Annotated in this window: 9 protein-coding genes; 2 read left to right on the forward strand and 7 right to left on the reverse strand. The window is 69.0% G+C overall.

The features are described from left to right. The first annotated feature begins 152 nt into the window (after nucleotides 1-152). Nucleotides 153-1829 carry a DUF222 domain-containing protein gene (locus ABIN76_RS11915; protein WP_346959903.1) on the forward strand — a complete coding sequence of 559 codons (1677 nt, stop codon included), beginning with the start codon at nucleotides 153-155 and terminating at the stop codon, nucleotides 1827-1829. Between the two features lie 380 nt (nucleotides 1830-2209). Here the strand turns inward: ABIN76_RS11915 and ABIN76_RS11920 are convergent, their stop codons facing one another. The 5 genes from ABIN76_RS11920 to ABIN76_RS11940 form a co-directional block, all read right to left on the reverse strand. Continuing rightward, a complete protein-coding gene (locus ABIN76_RS11920) occupies nucleotides 2210-4042 on the reverse strand; it encodes a gamma-glutamyltransferase (RefSeq protein ID WP_346959904.1) in 1833 nt (610 codons plus the stop codon). Between the two features lie 3 nt (nucleotides 4043-4045). Continuing rightward, nucleotides 4046-4189: a hypothetical protein gene (locus ABIN76_RS11925; RefSeq protein ID WP_346959905.1), complete on the reverse strand. Its 144-nt coding sequence runs from the start codon at nucleotides 4187-4189 to the stop codon at nucleotides 4046-4048. 1 nt (nucleotide 4190) lies between these two features. Then, nucleotides 4191-5585 (reverse strand): OFA family MFS transporter, encoded by a 1395-nt coding sequence (locus ABIN76_RS11930; protein ID WP_346959906.1) that lies wholly within the window; start codon nucleotides 5583-5585, stop codon nucleotides 4191-4193. 222 nt (nucleotides 5586-5807) lie between these two features. Next, complete coding sequence (locus ABIN76_RS11935; RefSeq protein WP_346959907.1) at nucleotides 5808-8279, reverse strand: Tex family protein; 2472 nt, start codon at nucleotides 8277-8279, stop codon at nucleotides 5808-5810. Nucleotides 8280-8302: 23 nt separating this feature from the next. Then, complete coding sequence (locus tag ABIN76_RS11940) at nucleotides 8303-8947, reverse strand: heme-binding protein (RefSeq protein ID WP_346959908.1); 645 nt, start codon at nucleotides 8945-8947, stop codon at nucleotides 8303-8305. 178 nt (nucleotides 8948-9125) lie between these two features. Between ABIN76_RS11940 and ABIN76_RS11945 the strand changes: the two genes are divergently transcribed. Beyond that, nucleotides 9126-12872, forward strand: coding sequence for a TM0106 family RecB-like putative nuclease (locus tag ABIN76_RS11945; protein ID WP_346959909.1), 3747 nt, complete (start codon nucleotides 9126-9128; stop codon nucleotides 12870-12872). Nucleotides 12873-13071: 199 nt separating this feature from the next. On the opposite strand, the gene ABIN76_RS11950 is transcribed toward ABIN76_RS11945, so the two are convergent. Beyond that, nucleotides 13072-14142 (reverse strand): alkene reductase, encoded by a 1071-nt coding sequence (locus tag ABIN76_RS11950; protein ID WP_346959910.1) that lies wholly within the window; start codon nucleotides 14140-14142, stop codon nucleotides 13072-13074. A gap of 89 nt (nucleotides 14143-14231) precedes the next feature. After that, nucleotides 14232-15140, reverse strand: a complete 909-nt coding sequence (locus ABIN76_RS11955) for a hypothetical protein (RefSeq protein ID WP_346959911.1) — start codon at nucleotides 15138-15140, stop codon at nucleotides 14232-14234. Between the last annotated feature and the right edge of the window lie 32 nt (nucleotides 15141-15172).

Below are 15172 nucleotides of genomic sequence, written 5' to 3' on the forward strand. Positions count from 1 at the left end.
TCACCTCTCCTCCGGCCACCCGGGCCGGTGATGCTGTCCGGCGGGTGCCGGTGGTGCGGGGCGTGCTGCTCCTGCGCGGCGGTCTTGCCGGCCGTTCCGTCGCGTGCCCTGGTGCCGCTCTTAGTGTCGTAGGTCGCTGGCAGGATTGATTCATGGGATCCAGTGCAGCTCTCAGCGTTTCTCCGGCCTCCCGGGCCGGTGATACCGCGTGCGGGGTTCCGTCGCTGGGGAGTGTTCTGGGGCAGGTGCGGGAGTTGTGCGCGACGGCGGTTAGGGACGCGGCGCTGTTCGGGTTCGCGGAGGCCGCGGAGTACGCCGCCGGGGTCGAGGAACTCGCCCGGGGGGTGGAGTTCCTGCAGCTTGTCGGCGCGGCCGCGGTGGACCGGACCCGGAAGGAAGCCGCCGCCGCGGACTCCCCGGTCCTGGATGACGGTTACCGCAAGAGCGGGGACTTCCTGCGGGACCGGTTGCAGATCACCGGCACCGAAGCGCACCGCCGGCTGTCCCTGACCGCCGCGGTCCTGCCGCGGACCGGGATCACCGGGCAGATCCTCCCGCCGCTGCATGAGGAACTCGCCGCCGCCGTGGCCGCCGGGACCGTGCCGTCCCGGTCCGCGACCATCATCGCCCAGGCCCTGGACCGGGTCCGGCCCCTGTGTGACCCGGCCACGACCGCCCGGATGGAACACTCCCTCACGGCCACCGCGGCCGAGCACGACCCGGACTTCCTGGCCCGGGTCACCCGGCGCTGGCTGGACGCCATCGACCAGGACGGCGCCGAACCTTCCGAGGAGGTCCTGCGCCAGTTACAGGGCGCGTTCATCCGTAAACCCCGCCACGGCCTGCACCACCTGGAAATCTTCGCCACCACCGAACAATTCGAGACCCTCCTCACCGTAATGAACACCGCCACCAACCCCCGCACCACCCCCGCCCGCACAGGCACCGACAGCAACCCGGCCGCCCGGGCGGACAGTGGCGGGGCCAACGGCGGCGGGGTGACCGGGGCGGACGGCGGCGGGGAGGTGGGCGTGGGCGGGGAGGTTACCGGGGCGGAGGGGTTCGTGCCGGGCGGGCTGGACTGGCGGTCCCGGCCACAGAAATACCTCGACGGCCTGGTCGGCGGCTGCAAACTAGCCCTCGCGTCCGGCGGGCTGCCCGCCACCGGCGGACACCGGCCCCAGATCATGGTCACCATCGACCACCGCGACCTCCTCGAACGCCTCCAACACGTCACCAACACCGACCCGGGCTCGCCCGACACGGCCATAGACTCATCCGGCCGCACTAACGACGGCGCGGGCCAGCCCGGCTTCGCCGGCACAGGAATCATCGGCGGCACCCGGGCCGGGTTCACCGGCGCCGGGGGCCGCATCCCCGGGACCGGCGCCGGGCCGTTCGGGTTCACCGGCACCGGGACCCTGGCCTTCACCGGCCCCGTCACCGCCGCGACCATCCGCAAAATCGCCTGCGACGCCGACATCATCCCCATCCTGCTCGGCAGTCAGGGCCGCATCCTCGACATCGGCCGCACCACCCGGATCTTCCCGCCCCACATCCGCAAAGCCATCACCGCCCGCGACCAAGGCTGCGCCTTCCCCAACTGCACCATGCCCGCCACCTGGTGCGAAGCCCACCACATCACCTACTGGTCCCGCGGCGGCACCACCAGCACCGACAACGGCGTCCTCCTCTGCTCCCACCACCACCACCTCATCCACAAAGAACAATGGACCATCCAACTCCGCACCGGAATCCCCTGGTTCATCCCGCCACCCCACCTCGACCCCCACCAAACACCCCAAATAAACCACTACTTCAAATGCTGAGGAGCGCGCCGAGCTCAAGAATGCGTCGGCCCGCAGTGACGGTGGCGTGCAGCAGCAGATGGATCGTTCTCGCGACCATCAGATGCGCGAAGAGAGTCGGCCCGGATCAGGCCGGCGCCCCGGCCGTCGACGGGCCACGTCAAAGTCAGAAACAACGGTGTGATGTCTTACACGCAGCAGCCCCGCCCAGCTCTAACAGCAACCGTCGAGGGAGATGATCATGGCGCACACGGGCGATCTCGGTTCCGCAAGGGGTCGGTCAGTAAGGCGTTACGGGCGAGTTCGCCGTCGCGTCATCTTCGCATTCTTCGGACCCAACCACTCTGGTCCGTGGCGCCGCACCTAGCCACCGTCCCCGTCGGCTCCCTAGTCCGCAACGGCTACCGCCCGGCGGCATACCCCTGGGCGCCACGGGGGTTGGCCGCGGCCTGCAGTACACCGGTCGCGGGGTCGCGGACGACGGAGGAAAGCCGGCCGAGCGTCCAGCCGCCGGCCACGGTCACAACGTGTCCCCGACGTTTGAGCCCGTCGATAACGTCCTGCCCCAGACGATCCTCCACCACGGCGCCGCCGGGCTCCCAAGTGCGCGGCCAGAACGAGCCAGGCATCGACGTCGTATGGAACGTTGGTGCGTCGACGGCCTGCTGCGGCGAGTAGCCGCCCACGATCGTCCGCAGCAGGTACGGCAGTTGCCACTGGTCCTGCTGGTCACCGCCCGGCGAACCCAGCGCGGTCACGGCGCGCCCGTCCCGCAGCACCAGCGTCGGCGTCAGGGTGGTGCGGGGCCGCTGGCCCGGCGTGAGGGTGGACGGCGTGCCCGGCTCCAGCCAGGTCATCTGCAGACGGGTGCCGAGGCAGAAACCCAGTTCCGGAATCGCGGGCGAGGACTGCAACCAGCCGCCGGACGGGGTGGCGGAGACCATGTTTCCCCAACGGTCCACCACGTCGATGTGGCAGGTATCGCCGCGGGTTTCCCCGCTCGGCGCCACAGTCGGCTCGCCGACACCCAGTCCCGCCGGGCCGGACCCCCCACTGCTCCGGGCCAGCGCCGGCGGCGTGTATTCGGTCCGCAGCTGCGGGACGTAGGGCTCGAGCCCCGGAACCTTCCCCGGGCGGAATTCGTGTGATGCCTGCTCCGTGATCAAATCACGGCGGCCCGCGCAGTACTCCTCGGACAGCAGGTACTCCAGGGGCACGTCCGTGTCGCCGTAGTATGCCTCACGGTCTGCCAGCGCCAGCTTCTGGGCCTCCAGGATCGTGTGCGCCCCGAGCTCGGTGGACGGATCGAGATACCGGTCCTCGAACCCGGCGAGGATCGCCAGGGTCTGCAGCAGCGCCGGACCCTGTCCCCACGGCCCGGTCTTGGCAATCGTGTGCCCGCGGAAATCCACCGTGGCGGCGGCCTCATAGCCGGCCCCGAAACCGGCCAGGTCGGACAACGCCAGCACGCCCCGGTGATCGGTGCCGGAGGAATGCCGATGCGGGGCCTGCACGGATTCCACCATCGCGCGGGCGACGAATCCCTCGCGCCATTCCCTGCGGGCAGCATCGATGCGTGCCTCCCGGGACCCGTCAGAGTCCAACGCCGCCCCGGCTTCGATGAGCCTTTCCAGGGTCCGGGCGTAGGCGGGGTTCCGGATCAGTTCGCCTTCGGCCGGGATCCGGCCGCCCGGCATCCAGAGCTCGGCCGAGCTGGGCCAGTGCTCCTGGAACAGCTCCGCCACCGCGGCAATCGTGGTGCCCACGCGGCCCAGCACGGGGTGCCCGTCACGGGCGTAGCCGATCGCGAATTCCAGGACCGCGTCCAGCTCCCAGGTGCCGTGGTCGCGCAACAGCAGGAACCAGGCGTCGACGGCGGCTGGCACCGCGGCCGCCAGCGCCCCCGAGCCCGGCACCAGATCCAGCCCTTCGGCCCGGTAGTGTTCCACCGTGGCTGCTGCCGGCGCCGGCCCCTGGCCCATCAGGATCACCGGCTTGCCGGGCTCTGCCGCCGTCACGAAGACGCCGGTCATGTCCCCGCCGGGGCCGTTGAGGTGCGGCTCGACGACGTGCAGCACGAAGGCGCCGGCCGTGGCGGCGTCGAACGCGTTGCCGCCGCGTTCGAGCACCGCCTGCGCCGCCGCCGTCGCGATCCAGTGCGTGGACGCACTCATCCCGAAGGTGCCCTGCAGGGTGGGGCGGGTGGTGAACTGATCAGGCGCGGTGAAGGTCATGGATCAGCCGAACAACGCCGCCACGCGGGTCAGGGTCTCGTAGACCCCGTAGGCCAGCGGGACGCCGACGAGCGCCCACGCCACCGCGAGTTTGCCGGTGGACGCTTTGACGGCGGCCGGTGCGCCGGGGTTGTGTGCAGTGCTCATCTCAGGCCTCCATGGCGGGTTCGGCCGACCGCTCGCGGTCAGGGCGGGGTTCGTGGAATCGTGCGTCGACCGGCTTGACCAGCAGGTTGGCCACAAAGCCGATCACCAGCAGCGCCACCATGGTCAGCAGAGCCGGCTGGTAGGACGCGGCGTTAAGCTGGCCGGGCTTGCCCTGGGCGTCCAGGAAGGCGTTGACGATCAGCGGTCCGGCGACGCCGGCAGCAGACCAGGCGGTCAGCAGCCGGCCGTGGATGGCGCCGACCTGGAAGGTGCCGAAGAGGTCCCGCAGGTAGGCCGGAGCCGTCGAGAAGCCGCCGCCGTAGAAGGAGATGATGACGAAGGCGAGCGCAACATAGAGGACCGTGGTGGAGGAACCGGCCAGCGCCAGCACCGTGTAGAGCAACGCACCGACGCCGAGGTAGACCATGTAGATGCGCTTGCGTCCGGTGACATCCGAGGTCGCGGACCAGGCAAAGCGCCCGGCCATGTTGCCGATGGAGAGCAATCCCACGAAGCCGGCGGCGACTCCGGCACTGACCAGGGACACGCCGTCGGATTTCCGGAAGAAGTCCTGGATCATCGGGGCCGCCTGCTCCAGGATGCCGATGCCTGCGGTGACGTTGCAGAACAGGGCGATCCAAACCAGCCAGAACTGCCGGGTCTTGACGGCGTTCTTCGCCGAGACGTTGTCCGTGGTGACCAGCTTGGACGCTTTGACCTTGGACGGGTCGAAGCCGGCTGGCTTCCAGCCGTCAGCGGGCACCTTGATGGTGAAGGCGCCGAAAAGCATGTAGGCGAGGTAGACGACGGCGAGGGTCAGGAAGAGCTTGCCGACCGAGTCGCCGCTGGCGATCCAGCCCTTGGCGCCGGAGTTGGGGTCGTACATCTTCAGCAGCGCGGTGGAGACCGGGCTGGCGATCAAGGCGCCGCCGCCGAAGCCCATGATGGCCATGCCGGTGGCGAGGCCCGGGCGGTCAGGGAACCACTTGATCAGGGTGGACACGGGCGAGATGTAGCCGATACCCAGTCCGATGCCGCCGACCACGCCGTAGCCGAGGTAGACGAGCCAGAGCTGCTGCGTGAAGATGCCGAGCGAGCCGATCACAAAGCCGCTGGCCCAGAACATGGCGGAGGTGAACATCGCCTTGCGGGGGCCGTTCTTGTCCACCCAGGTGCCCATAATGGCGGCGGACAGGCCGAGCATCACGATCGCGATCGAGAAGATCACGCCGATCTCGGTCAGGCTGGCGCCGAAGTGCTTGACCAGCGCCGTCTTGTACACGCTCGTGGCGTACGCCTGGCCGATGCACAGGTGGACGGCGAGCGCCGCGGGCGGCACGAGCCACCGGTTGAACCCCGGCGGGGCGATTGTTCGTTCTCGGTCCAGCCAACCCATAACTGCTCCCCTTGCTTGTCGAAAGACGTCGGTGTCTCGGCGCTCCCCAAGCGCCTGACCCAGCGGAATAGAGGCTAAAGACCTCCGTTCGGGGCCGTTGCCTCCGGCAATCATGGTGCAGATCACACCCGAGCGGCGAATCTCAGCGCTGAATCAGTCGGATTTCACGATGAACGGTAGCTTATTCGCGATAAGCGGTAGGTAGGGGGCTTTGGAACGTGCCTACTTACCCAGTCCGGCCTGACGGAGCGCTTCCGCCATCGCCGTGTTGGCCGGGGCCTGCTGGGGTGCCGCCTTGGTGGCCGGCTTGGGTGTGCCCTGCCGGGCCCGGTCGTGCGAATGCGCCGCCGGGCTGCCCGTGGTACCGGGCCGCCCTGCGGAAGCTCCCCGCCCACCGGAGGCCGCGGGTCCACCGGACCCTGGCCGCCCACCGGACCCTTGCCGACCACCGGAGGCCGCGGGACGGCCCGCCGCCGGTTCGTCGTCGAGCCTCAGCGTCAGCGAGATGCGCTTGCGCTCCGGGTCCGCCTCCAGCACCTTGACCCGGACCACCTGGCCGGACTTGACCACCTCGCGCGGGTCGGACACGAACCGGTTGGCCAGTGCGGAGACGTGGATCAGCCCGTCCTGGTGCACCCCGACGTCCACAAACGCACCGAAAGCCGCCACGTTGGTGACCGTTCCCTCCAGCACCATCCCGGGTTTGAGGTCCGCGATCTTCTCGATCCCGTCCCGGAACGTTGCCGCAGCGAACGCGGGACGCGGGTCCCGGCCGGGTTTTTCCAGCTCGGCGATGATGTCCCGCACGGTGGGCAGGCCGAAGGAGCCGTCTACGAAGTCCTGCGGATTGAGCGCGGACAGGCTCCCGCCGGCCGTACCGGCGCCGGCACCGCCGCCGGCTGCTGCCTTGATTTTCCGCGCCAGCGGGTACGCCTCCGGGTGCACACTGGAGGCGTCCAGCGGCTCCGCTCCCCCGCTGATCCGCAGGAAGCCGGCGCATTGTTCAAAAGCCTTAGCACCCAGCCGTGGCACCTTCTTCAGTTCACTGCGCTTGCTGAAGGGACCGTGCTCGTTCCGGTACGCCACGATGTTCTCGCTCAGCAGCGGCCCGACGCCGGCCACCCGGCTCAGCAGCGCCGGCGAGGCGGTGTTGACGTCCACTCCGACGGCGTTGACACAGTCCTCCACGACGGCGTCGAGGCTGCGGTCCAGCTTCGCGGCCGTGACGTCGTGCTGGTACTGCCCGACGCCGATCGACTTCGGCTCGATCTTGACCAGTTCCGCGAGCGGATCCTGCAGCCGCCGGGCGATCGACACCGCGCCGCGCAGCGACACATCCATGCCGGGCAGTTCCGCCGCGGCGAGCGCCGACGCCGAGTACACGGACGCGCCGGCCTCGGAGACGACGAGTTTCTGCGGCGCGCTGCCGGCGTCCGCGCCAAGTTGCTTGATCAGGTCCGCCGCGAGCTTGTCCGTCTCCCGCGAGGCGGTGCCGTTGCCGATCGCCACGAGCTCAACGCCGTGCTTGCGGGCCAGCGCCAGGAGCGTGCGCAACGCCTCGTCCCACTTCCGTGCCGGGGCGTGCGGGTAGACCGTGTCCGTCGCGACCACCTTGCCGGTACCGTCCACGACGGCGACTTTCACGCCGGTGCGCAGCCCCGGGTCCAGGCCCAGGGTGGCGCGGTTGCCGGCAGGCGCGGCGAGCAGCACGTCGCGGAGGTTCGCGGCAAACACCCGGACGGCCTCGTCCTCGGCCGCGGCGAACATCCGGCTGCGCAGGTCGCCGCTCAGGCGGCTGAGCACCCGGGAGCGCCACGCCTGCTGCGCGGTCTGCAGCAGCCAGGCATCGGCGGGCCGGCCGCGGTCGGCGACCCCGAGGAACCTGGCCACGGCGGCTTCGTACCGGCCGCGGGCGGCGGCCAGGGCGGCGTCGTCGTCCGGTTCCGCTTCGCTGAGATCCAGTTCCAGCACCCCGTCCTTTTCGCCGCGCAGCAGCGCGAGGACCCGGTGAGAGGGCATCCCGGAGGGCGCCTGGGAGAACTCGAAGTAGTCCTTGAACTTCTGCCCGTCGGCCTCCTTGCCTTTCTTGACCCGCGACACCATCCGGCCCTGGGTCCAGAGCCGCTCCCGCAGCGTGGCGGCCAGGTCAGCGTCCTGGGCGACGCGCTCGACGAGGATGGACCGGGCCCCGGCCAGCGCCGCGGCGGCGTCCCCGATGGAGTGCTCGGCGTTGAGGTACCGGGCGGCTTCGCGTTCCGGGTCCAGCTCCGGCCGTTTCAGCAACGTGTCAGCGAGCGGCTCCAGGCCGGCCTCCCGGGCGATCTGGGCCTTGGTGCGCCGCTTCGACTTGAACGGCAGGTAGATGTCCTCCAGCCGCGACTTGGTGTCGGCGGCGACGACGGCGGCCTGCAGTTCCGGGGTCAGCGCCCCCTGGGCGGCAATCGCCTCCAGCACGGTCCGACGGCGGTCCTCCAGCTCGCGCAGGTAGCGGAGCCGCTCCTCGAGCCCGCGGAGCTGGGTGTCGTCCAGCGTCCCGGTGGCTTCCTTGCGGTACCGGGCGATGAACGGCACCGTGGACCCGGCGTCGAGCAACTCCACGGCCGCCTTCACCTGCCAGGGTTTCACGCCGAGCTCGGCGGCGATCTGGGTCTCTATCGGGGTGGTCACGGCGGGGTGCTGCGGGAGTTGGCTCACCCAGCCATTTTGCCTTACCCGGGTCAGCTGCCGGGCGTTCCCGCGGCGTCGCGGGTCTCCTGCACGTCCTGCACGACCTCGTTGCGGCGCAGGAACCACGGCTTGAACGGCGGGTCAAAGCGGGCGAACCTCGGCGGCCCCACTGGCGTCAGTCCGGCGAGGGTCAGCGCCGACTGCAGCCCGTCGTTGCGCCGCGCAAAGGCGGTTTCCGAGCCGCTGCCGGAGAAACGCAGCGCCGCGGCCAGCGAGCCGGGAACGGCCCGGATCTTGACCTCGGGGTCTGTCGGGACCGGAGCGGTTTCGGCGCTCATACCGGCCGGAAGGACAAAGGCGACCACGAAGTCGGCCGGCGTATCCTTCCCCGGCAGTGGGCCGCTTTGCAGTACCGGCGCGGTCATCGCCAGTTTCTGCGAGGTTCCCTTGCCCTGACTCCCCTGCCCTCCGGACCCCGGGCTTCCGGTCCCCTGGATCACCGGGGCGGTCATCGCCAGCTTCTGCGACGCGCTGTTGCTGCCGCTGATGTAGTTGAACAGGTGGCGGAAAGCCGCATTTCCGGCGCGGTCGAAGCTCGCGTTGACCCGGATCTCGGCGACGACGTGCGCCGGATAGCGGCGCAACTCAAAGTGGGGGTAGCTGCGGACCAGCTCGAAGGGTTGTTGTTCGGTCATGGTCCTGCTGACCTTACGCCGCTCCTGCGACGGCGGCCAGAGCCCATGGCCCTGTTGTCAGCACGTTCAGTGTCAGTGGGCTTTGGTAGCTTGGCAGAAGAGAGATCGCCGGCGCCGGGACCCGGCCAGGCGGTAACAAAAGAGTCAATCGGCCAGAGCCAAGCAAAGCGGGGGCGCAGTGTTTTTCCTTGAACCGGAAGTACCGGGCGCGGCGCCGGACCTGGTCTACTCCGCGAGTGACCTCGTGGTGGCGGTGGGCTGCGAATACCAGCTGCTCCGGAAGCTCGATGAAAAACTGGGCCGCGCCCCCGCCGCCGACTTCGGCACCGACGAGATGCTCCGGCATGCGGCCGCGCTGGGCGACGTCCACGAACACAAGGTCCTCAAGGGGTTTGTGGGCGAGTTCGGCACCTGGGACCCCGACCGCGGGCGGGGGGTATACGACGTCGTTCCCGCCACTGCCATGGACCGCGCCACCTTGGCGGCCAAGCACCACGAATCCATCGAGGCGTTGCGGGCGGGCGCCGACGTCGTTTTCCAGGCCGCGTTCTTCGACGGCCAGTTCCACGGGCGCTCCGACTTCCTGGTGCGGCAGGCCGACGGCGGCTACGCCGTGTTCGACACGAAGCTGGCCCGTCACGCCAAGGTGACCGCCCTGCTGCAACTCGCCGCCTACGGTGAACAGCTGCTCAAGGCCGGCATCCCGGTGGACCCGTCGGTGACGCTTGTTCTCGGCGCCACGGTGCAACTGGCCGACGGCGGCTTCGACTACGTCCGGACCCACCACAAACTCGCCGAGATCCTGCCCGTGTTCCGGGAACGGCGCGAGCGTTTCCTGGACCTGACCGCGGCGCACAGGGCCCAGGCTGACGCTGTCCGCTGGGGTGCGGCGGGTGTTGCCGCCTGCGGCCGGTGCGATTACTGCCAGGAACAGGTCAAGGCCACCGACGACCTGCTCCTAGTGGCACGGATGAACTCGGTGCAGCGCAAGAACCTCCACGAACTCGGCATTCACACCGTCACGGAGCTGGCCCAAACGCCGCTCGCCAAGCCCACGCCTGCGCTCCTGCGACTGCAGGAACAGGCCCGGATGCAAAGCGGTGTGGGCGCTGCCGACGGGGAGGTCCGGTACCGCAAGGAGGGCGAGGAACACACCCTGCGGTACGCCGTGCTGCCGCACAACGCCCTGGCTGAATTGCCGCCGCCCAGTCCGGGCGACATTTTCTTCGACTTCGAGGGCGATCCGCTGTGGCAGGACAGCGCCACCGGGGTGTGGGGGCTTGAGTACCTTTTCGGCGTCATCGAGGCGCCCACCGGCCCGGGCGATCCGGGGGTGTTCCGGCCGTTCTGGGCGCACAGCCGGGCTGCGGAGAAGCAGGCGTTCCTGGACTTCCTGGACTACGTGGAACAGCGCCGGCGCACGTACCCCGCCATGCACGTTTACCATTACGCACCGTATGAAAAGACGGCGCTGCGAAAGCTCTCGGTGCTGCACGTGGCCGGCGAGGACATTGTGGACGAGTGGCTCCGCGAGGGCCTGCTCGTGGACCTGTACCAGACGGTCCGGAACAGCATCCGCATCTCGGAGAACTCGTACAGCATCAAGAAGCTTGAACCGCTCTACATGGGCACGAACCTCCGCACCAGCGAGGTGAAAGACGCCGGCGCCTCCGTGGTGGCTTACGCCCGCTACTGCGATGCGCGCGACGGCGGCCGCGGCGAGGAGGCCGCGGACATCCTCGCCGGCATCTCCGACTACAACGAATACGACTGCCTCTCGACCCTGGAGTTGCGGAACTGGTTGCTGGAGCGGGCCAAGGAACGCGGAATCGAGCCCGGCGGGGCGGGGCCCGGGACGGACGGCGACGGTGGGTCCGGGCCCGGCGGCGGCGGTGGCGCGGGAACCGGGCATGGCGGTGCGGAGCCGAATGGCGGAGGCTCCGGTCCGCCCGGCGGTGCGGCGCCCGGCCCGGACGGCGGTGGTGGCGCGGGGTCCGGGCCGGACAGCGGCCCGGACGACGCCGGCTCCCCCGGCGCGGAGGCCCTGCTGAGTCCCGCCGGGCAGGCGCTGATGAGCTTCGCCGAACCCGGGAGCGGCCTGACCGAGGAGGACCGCAAGGCCGTGGCGATGCTGGCCGCCGCGGTGAGCTACCACCGGCGGGAGCGCAAATCTTTCTGGTGGGCGCACTTCGACCGGTGCGAGCAGGGCCCGGACACCCACGAGCGGGACCGGAACGTCTTCCTGGTTGATTCCGCCGAGATCCTTGACGACTGGCAGCAGGAAGGCCGGAAGCTGCCGGAGCGGCGGGTCCGGCTGACCGGCACCGTCAGCCCCGGCTCGGATTTGCGCGAGGGCAGCAAGTGGTTCCGCATGTACGGACTTCCGCTTCCCGAGGGGCTGGAGGGCACCGGCAAGGACGGTGCCGGCCGGAGCGGATGGTTCGGCACGGAGATCCTCGAACTGGGTCACGACGACGGCAAGGACACCGTCGTCATCCGCGACCGCCTGCACCGGAACGTGCCTCCGCACAATGAGCTGCCGATCGCGCTGACCGAGGACCAGCCGCTCGCCACCAAAAGCCTGGAGCAGTCGCTGGACTCGCTCGCGGACCTGGTGGCGGCCGGGCTGCGGGCCGGTGCCATCCCCCGCCACCCGGCCCTTGACCTGGTCCGGCGCCTCCCACCCCGGCTTGCCGGCGGTGAGTCGCTGCCGCAGCCAGGCGAGGGCCCGGACCGTTTCATCGACGCCATCACGACAGCGGTCCTGGGACTCGACCGCTCTTATCTGGCGGTGCAGGGTCCCCCGGGCACCGGCAAGACCCATGTGGGGTCCCACGTCATCGCCAGGCTCGTGGCCCGTGGCTGGAAGGTGGGGGTCGTTGGCCAGTCCCACGCCGTGGTTGAGAACCTGCTGACGACGGCGGTCACCAAAGCGGGGGTCAACCCGGAGCTGGTGGCGAAGGACGTGAAGCACGACAATGCCTTGCCGTGGCACTCGCGCACCGCCAAGGACGTAGCGGCGCTGCTGGACTCCCGCGGAGGCGCCCTGATCGGCGGCACGGCGTGGACCATGACCGGCGCCACGGTCCCGGCGGGCGCACTGGATCTGCTGGTCATCGACGAAGCCGGCCAGTTCTCCCTGGCCAACACGCTCGCCGTCGCCCAGGCCAGCAGCCGGCTGCTCCTGCTCGGCGACCCGCAGCAGCTCCCGCAGGTCAGCCAGGGCAAGCACCCCGAGCCGGTTGACGAGTCGGCCCTGGGCTGGATCTCCGCCGGGCATGCCACCCTGCCGCCGGAGCTTGGCTACTTCCTGGCCGACTCGTGGCGGATGCACTCCGAGCTGTGCCTGGCCGTCTCCGAGCTGTCCTACGAGGGCCGGCTGCGGTCCGCGCCCGCGGCGGACCTTCGCCACCTGGACGGAGTTCCGGCCGGGATCGAGACCGTGATGGTGCCACACAGCGGCAACACGACGTCGTCCCCGGAAGAGGCCGCCGAGGTTGTCCGGCAGGTGCGGCGCCACCTGGGCTTGGCGTGGCACACCGCTGAGGGCACACGCCCCGTCGGGGCCGCCGACATCCTTGTGGTTGCTGCCTACAACGCCCAGGTGAACCTCGTACGCGAAGCCCTGGACCGGGCCGGGCTATCCGGCGTACGGGTGGGGACCGTGGACAAGTTCCAGGGGCAGGAAGCCGCGGTGGTGATCGTGTCCATGGCGTGTTCGGCGGTGGCTGAGGCGCCGCGGGGCATGGAGTTCTTGCTCTCCCGGAACCGGATCAACGTGGCGGTCTCACGCGGTCAGTGGCGCGCCGTCGTCGTCCGTGCCCCCGAGCTGACCAACTACCTGCCGGCGCATCCGGAAGGCCTGGAACAGCTGGGCGGCTTCATCGGCCTCTGCCAGAGGTCCGTGCCCGCTGCCGCCGTCTAGAGGGACATGCCCCTTCTTCGCACCCGCCACGGGACATGCCCTCTTCCTGCGTGCACCACTGGACATGCCCCTCGCTCCCGGACCGCTCCGAGGGACATGACCATCCTTAAACGCGAACAGTGGACAGAAAGGGATTCTGTCCACTGTTCGCAGCGTGCAGGGGGCATGTCCCGGCAATGATTAGGCCGGTGCCGGACTCCTAGTTTTGGTAGGCCGGGTAATCGGTATAACCCTCGGCGCCTTCGGTGTAGAAGGTGCCCGCGTCGGGCTCGTTGACGGGGAGGCCTTCGCGCCAGCGACGAACCAGATCGGGGTTAGCGATGGCCGGGCGTCCAACGACCACAGCATCAGCGTGGCCGTCCGAGACGAGCGCCTTGGCTTCTTCGGGGGTCGTGATGACGCCGAAGCCGGTGTTCAGCAGGAACGTTCCGTCGAAGCGCGAGCGCAGTTCCTGGACCAGTTCGCTCGTGGGCTCCTTGTGGAGCACGCTGAGGTAGGCCAGCTTCAGCGGAGCAAGGGCGTCCACCAGGTAGCCGTAGGTCTCGCGGACGTCGGCGGAGTCCAGCTCCGTAGCGCCCTGCACGTTGTGCTCGGGCGAAATGCGGATGCCTACGCGGTCCGCGCCGATGGCGTCCACCACAGCCTGGACAACTTCGATGACGAAGCGGGCGCGGTTTTCGGCTGAGCCGCCGTAGTTGTCGTCGCGCTGGTTCGCTGCCGGAGTCAAGAACTCGTGCAGCAGGTAGCCGTTCGCGGAGTGGAGTTCGACGCCGTCGAAGCCGGCTTCGATCGCGTTGCGGGAGGCCTGGACGAACTCTTCACGGATCGCGGGCAGCTCTTCGGTAGTGAGGGCGCGGGGAACCGGGAACGCCTGCTTGCCCTCGTACGTGCGGGTCACGCCGTCGATGGCGATAGCGCTCGGGGCGACAACCTCGTGGCCACCGGTGGTGTCCTCATGAGTGACCCGGCCGGCGTGCATCACCTGGGCGAAGATCCTGCCGCCCTCTGCGTGGACGGCGGCGGTGACCGCTGACCAGCCCTTGAGCTGTTCCTCGGTGACCAGGCCGGGCTGGCCCGGGAAGCCCCGTCCGGCCGGGCTGGGATAGGTGCCTTCGCTGACAATCAGGCCGAGCGAGGCGCGCTGCCGGTAATGCTCAACAACCAGCGGTCCGGGAACGCCTTCTTTGCCTGAACGGAGGCGGGTCAGTGGCGCCATCACGAGCCGGTTGGGTAGTTCCAGCTGGCCGAGGGTCATTTGGGAAAACAGCATGCGCAGTTCCTTTCGCGTGGATTGTGTCCACGGGTGCAAGCAATCCAGCGCCTGCAACTATTCCGCTTGAGACTCGAATCACGCTCGAATCATCGCGAGGTCGGTGGTGCGCCGGGGCAGCCCTGGCCTTGGGGATTCTGGAGACAGTCGTCTGCGTAGTTGCGGGTGATGGACCGCCAGACGCTGACGGTTTGCGGCGGGGAGCTGAACTGTCCTTGGCCTGGGATTGGCAGCGGCGGACCGCCGTTGACCGAGTAGGTCCCTTGGAAGTACGTGGTCAGCACCACCGGGAAGTCGCCGGTCCGGGTGTAAACGTGGCTGGTGGCCGTCTTTTCACCCCACCGGTCCTGCGGTAACGGGCCACCGGCCGCATTCTGCGGGCCGAGTGAGTTCCCGTCACCATAGTTCCAGGCGTACTGGACTGGTTTTGCGTCGACGTGGACATCCTGGGCCAGGATCTTGATGTCGAATTGCTGCTCTGCGGCCTCGGCAAAGAAGTTCGTTTCTGCGCCGCGCAGGCTGTGGGGACTCGGCTGCGCGGTGGCCCGGCCCGGAGCAACGGGAAGTTTCTGGAATTCGGTTTGGATCATGGCGGCGATGCGCGGCAACAAATCTTCAGGTCGTGCATCAAACAAGCACGTTGGCCCGGAGTGATAGCTCCAGACCGGATTGGGTACCCCGGCTGGGGCCTTGAGCCAGGTGACGGGAATGCCATCCTTGCCGTCAGGCCCGTTCTTACATTCCAACACGGTCGCCAGGCAGTCGGCATCGAAGTCGCCACCACCGAGATGGCATTGGAGTTCGTATTTGTACTGAAAAGGATCGCTCGAGATAGCGCCTGGCTCCCGATGCACGAACTTTCTGGCTACCTGGTCCCAGCTCCACCCATCAAGACGAGCACCATCGGGCCGCCAGTCACCGAAAATGTCCGGGTCCGCTTGCCCGGCAGACGCGCCCGCGGAAAACGTCATGAGCACTGACAACAGCGTTGCCGACACCCACCTCCTATAAGCAACAGCCGAATCCACGT

It is taken from the genome of uncultured Arthrobacter sp. (assembly GCF_964021775.1).
Taxonomy (GTDB): domain Bacteria; phylum Actinomycetota; class Actinomycetes; order Actinomycetales; family Micrococcaceae; genus Arthrobacter.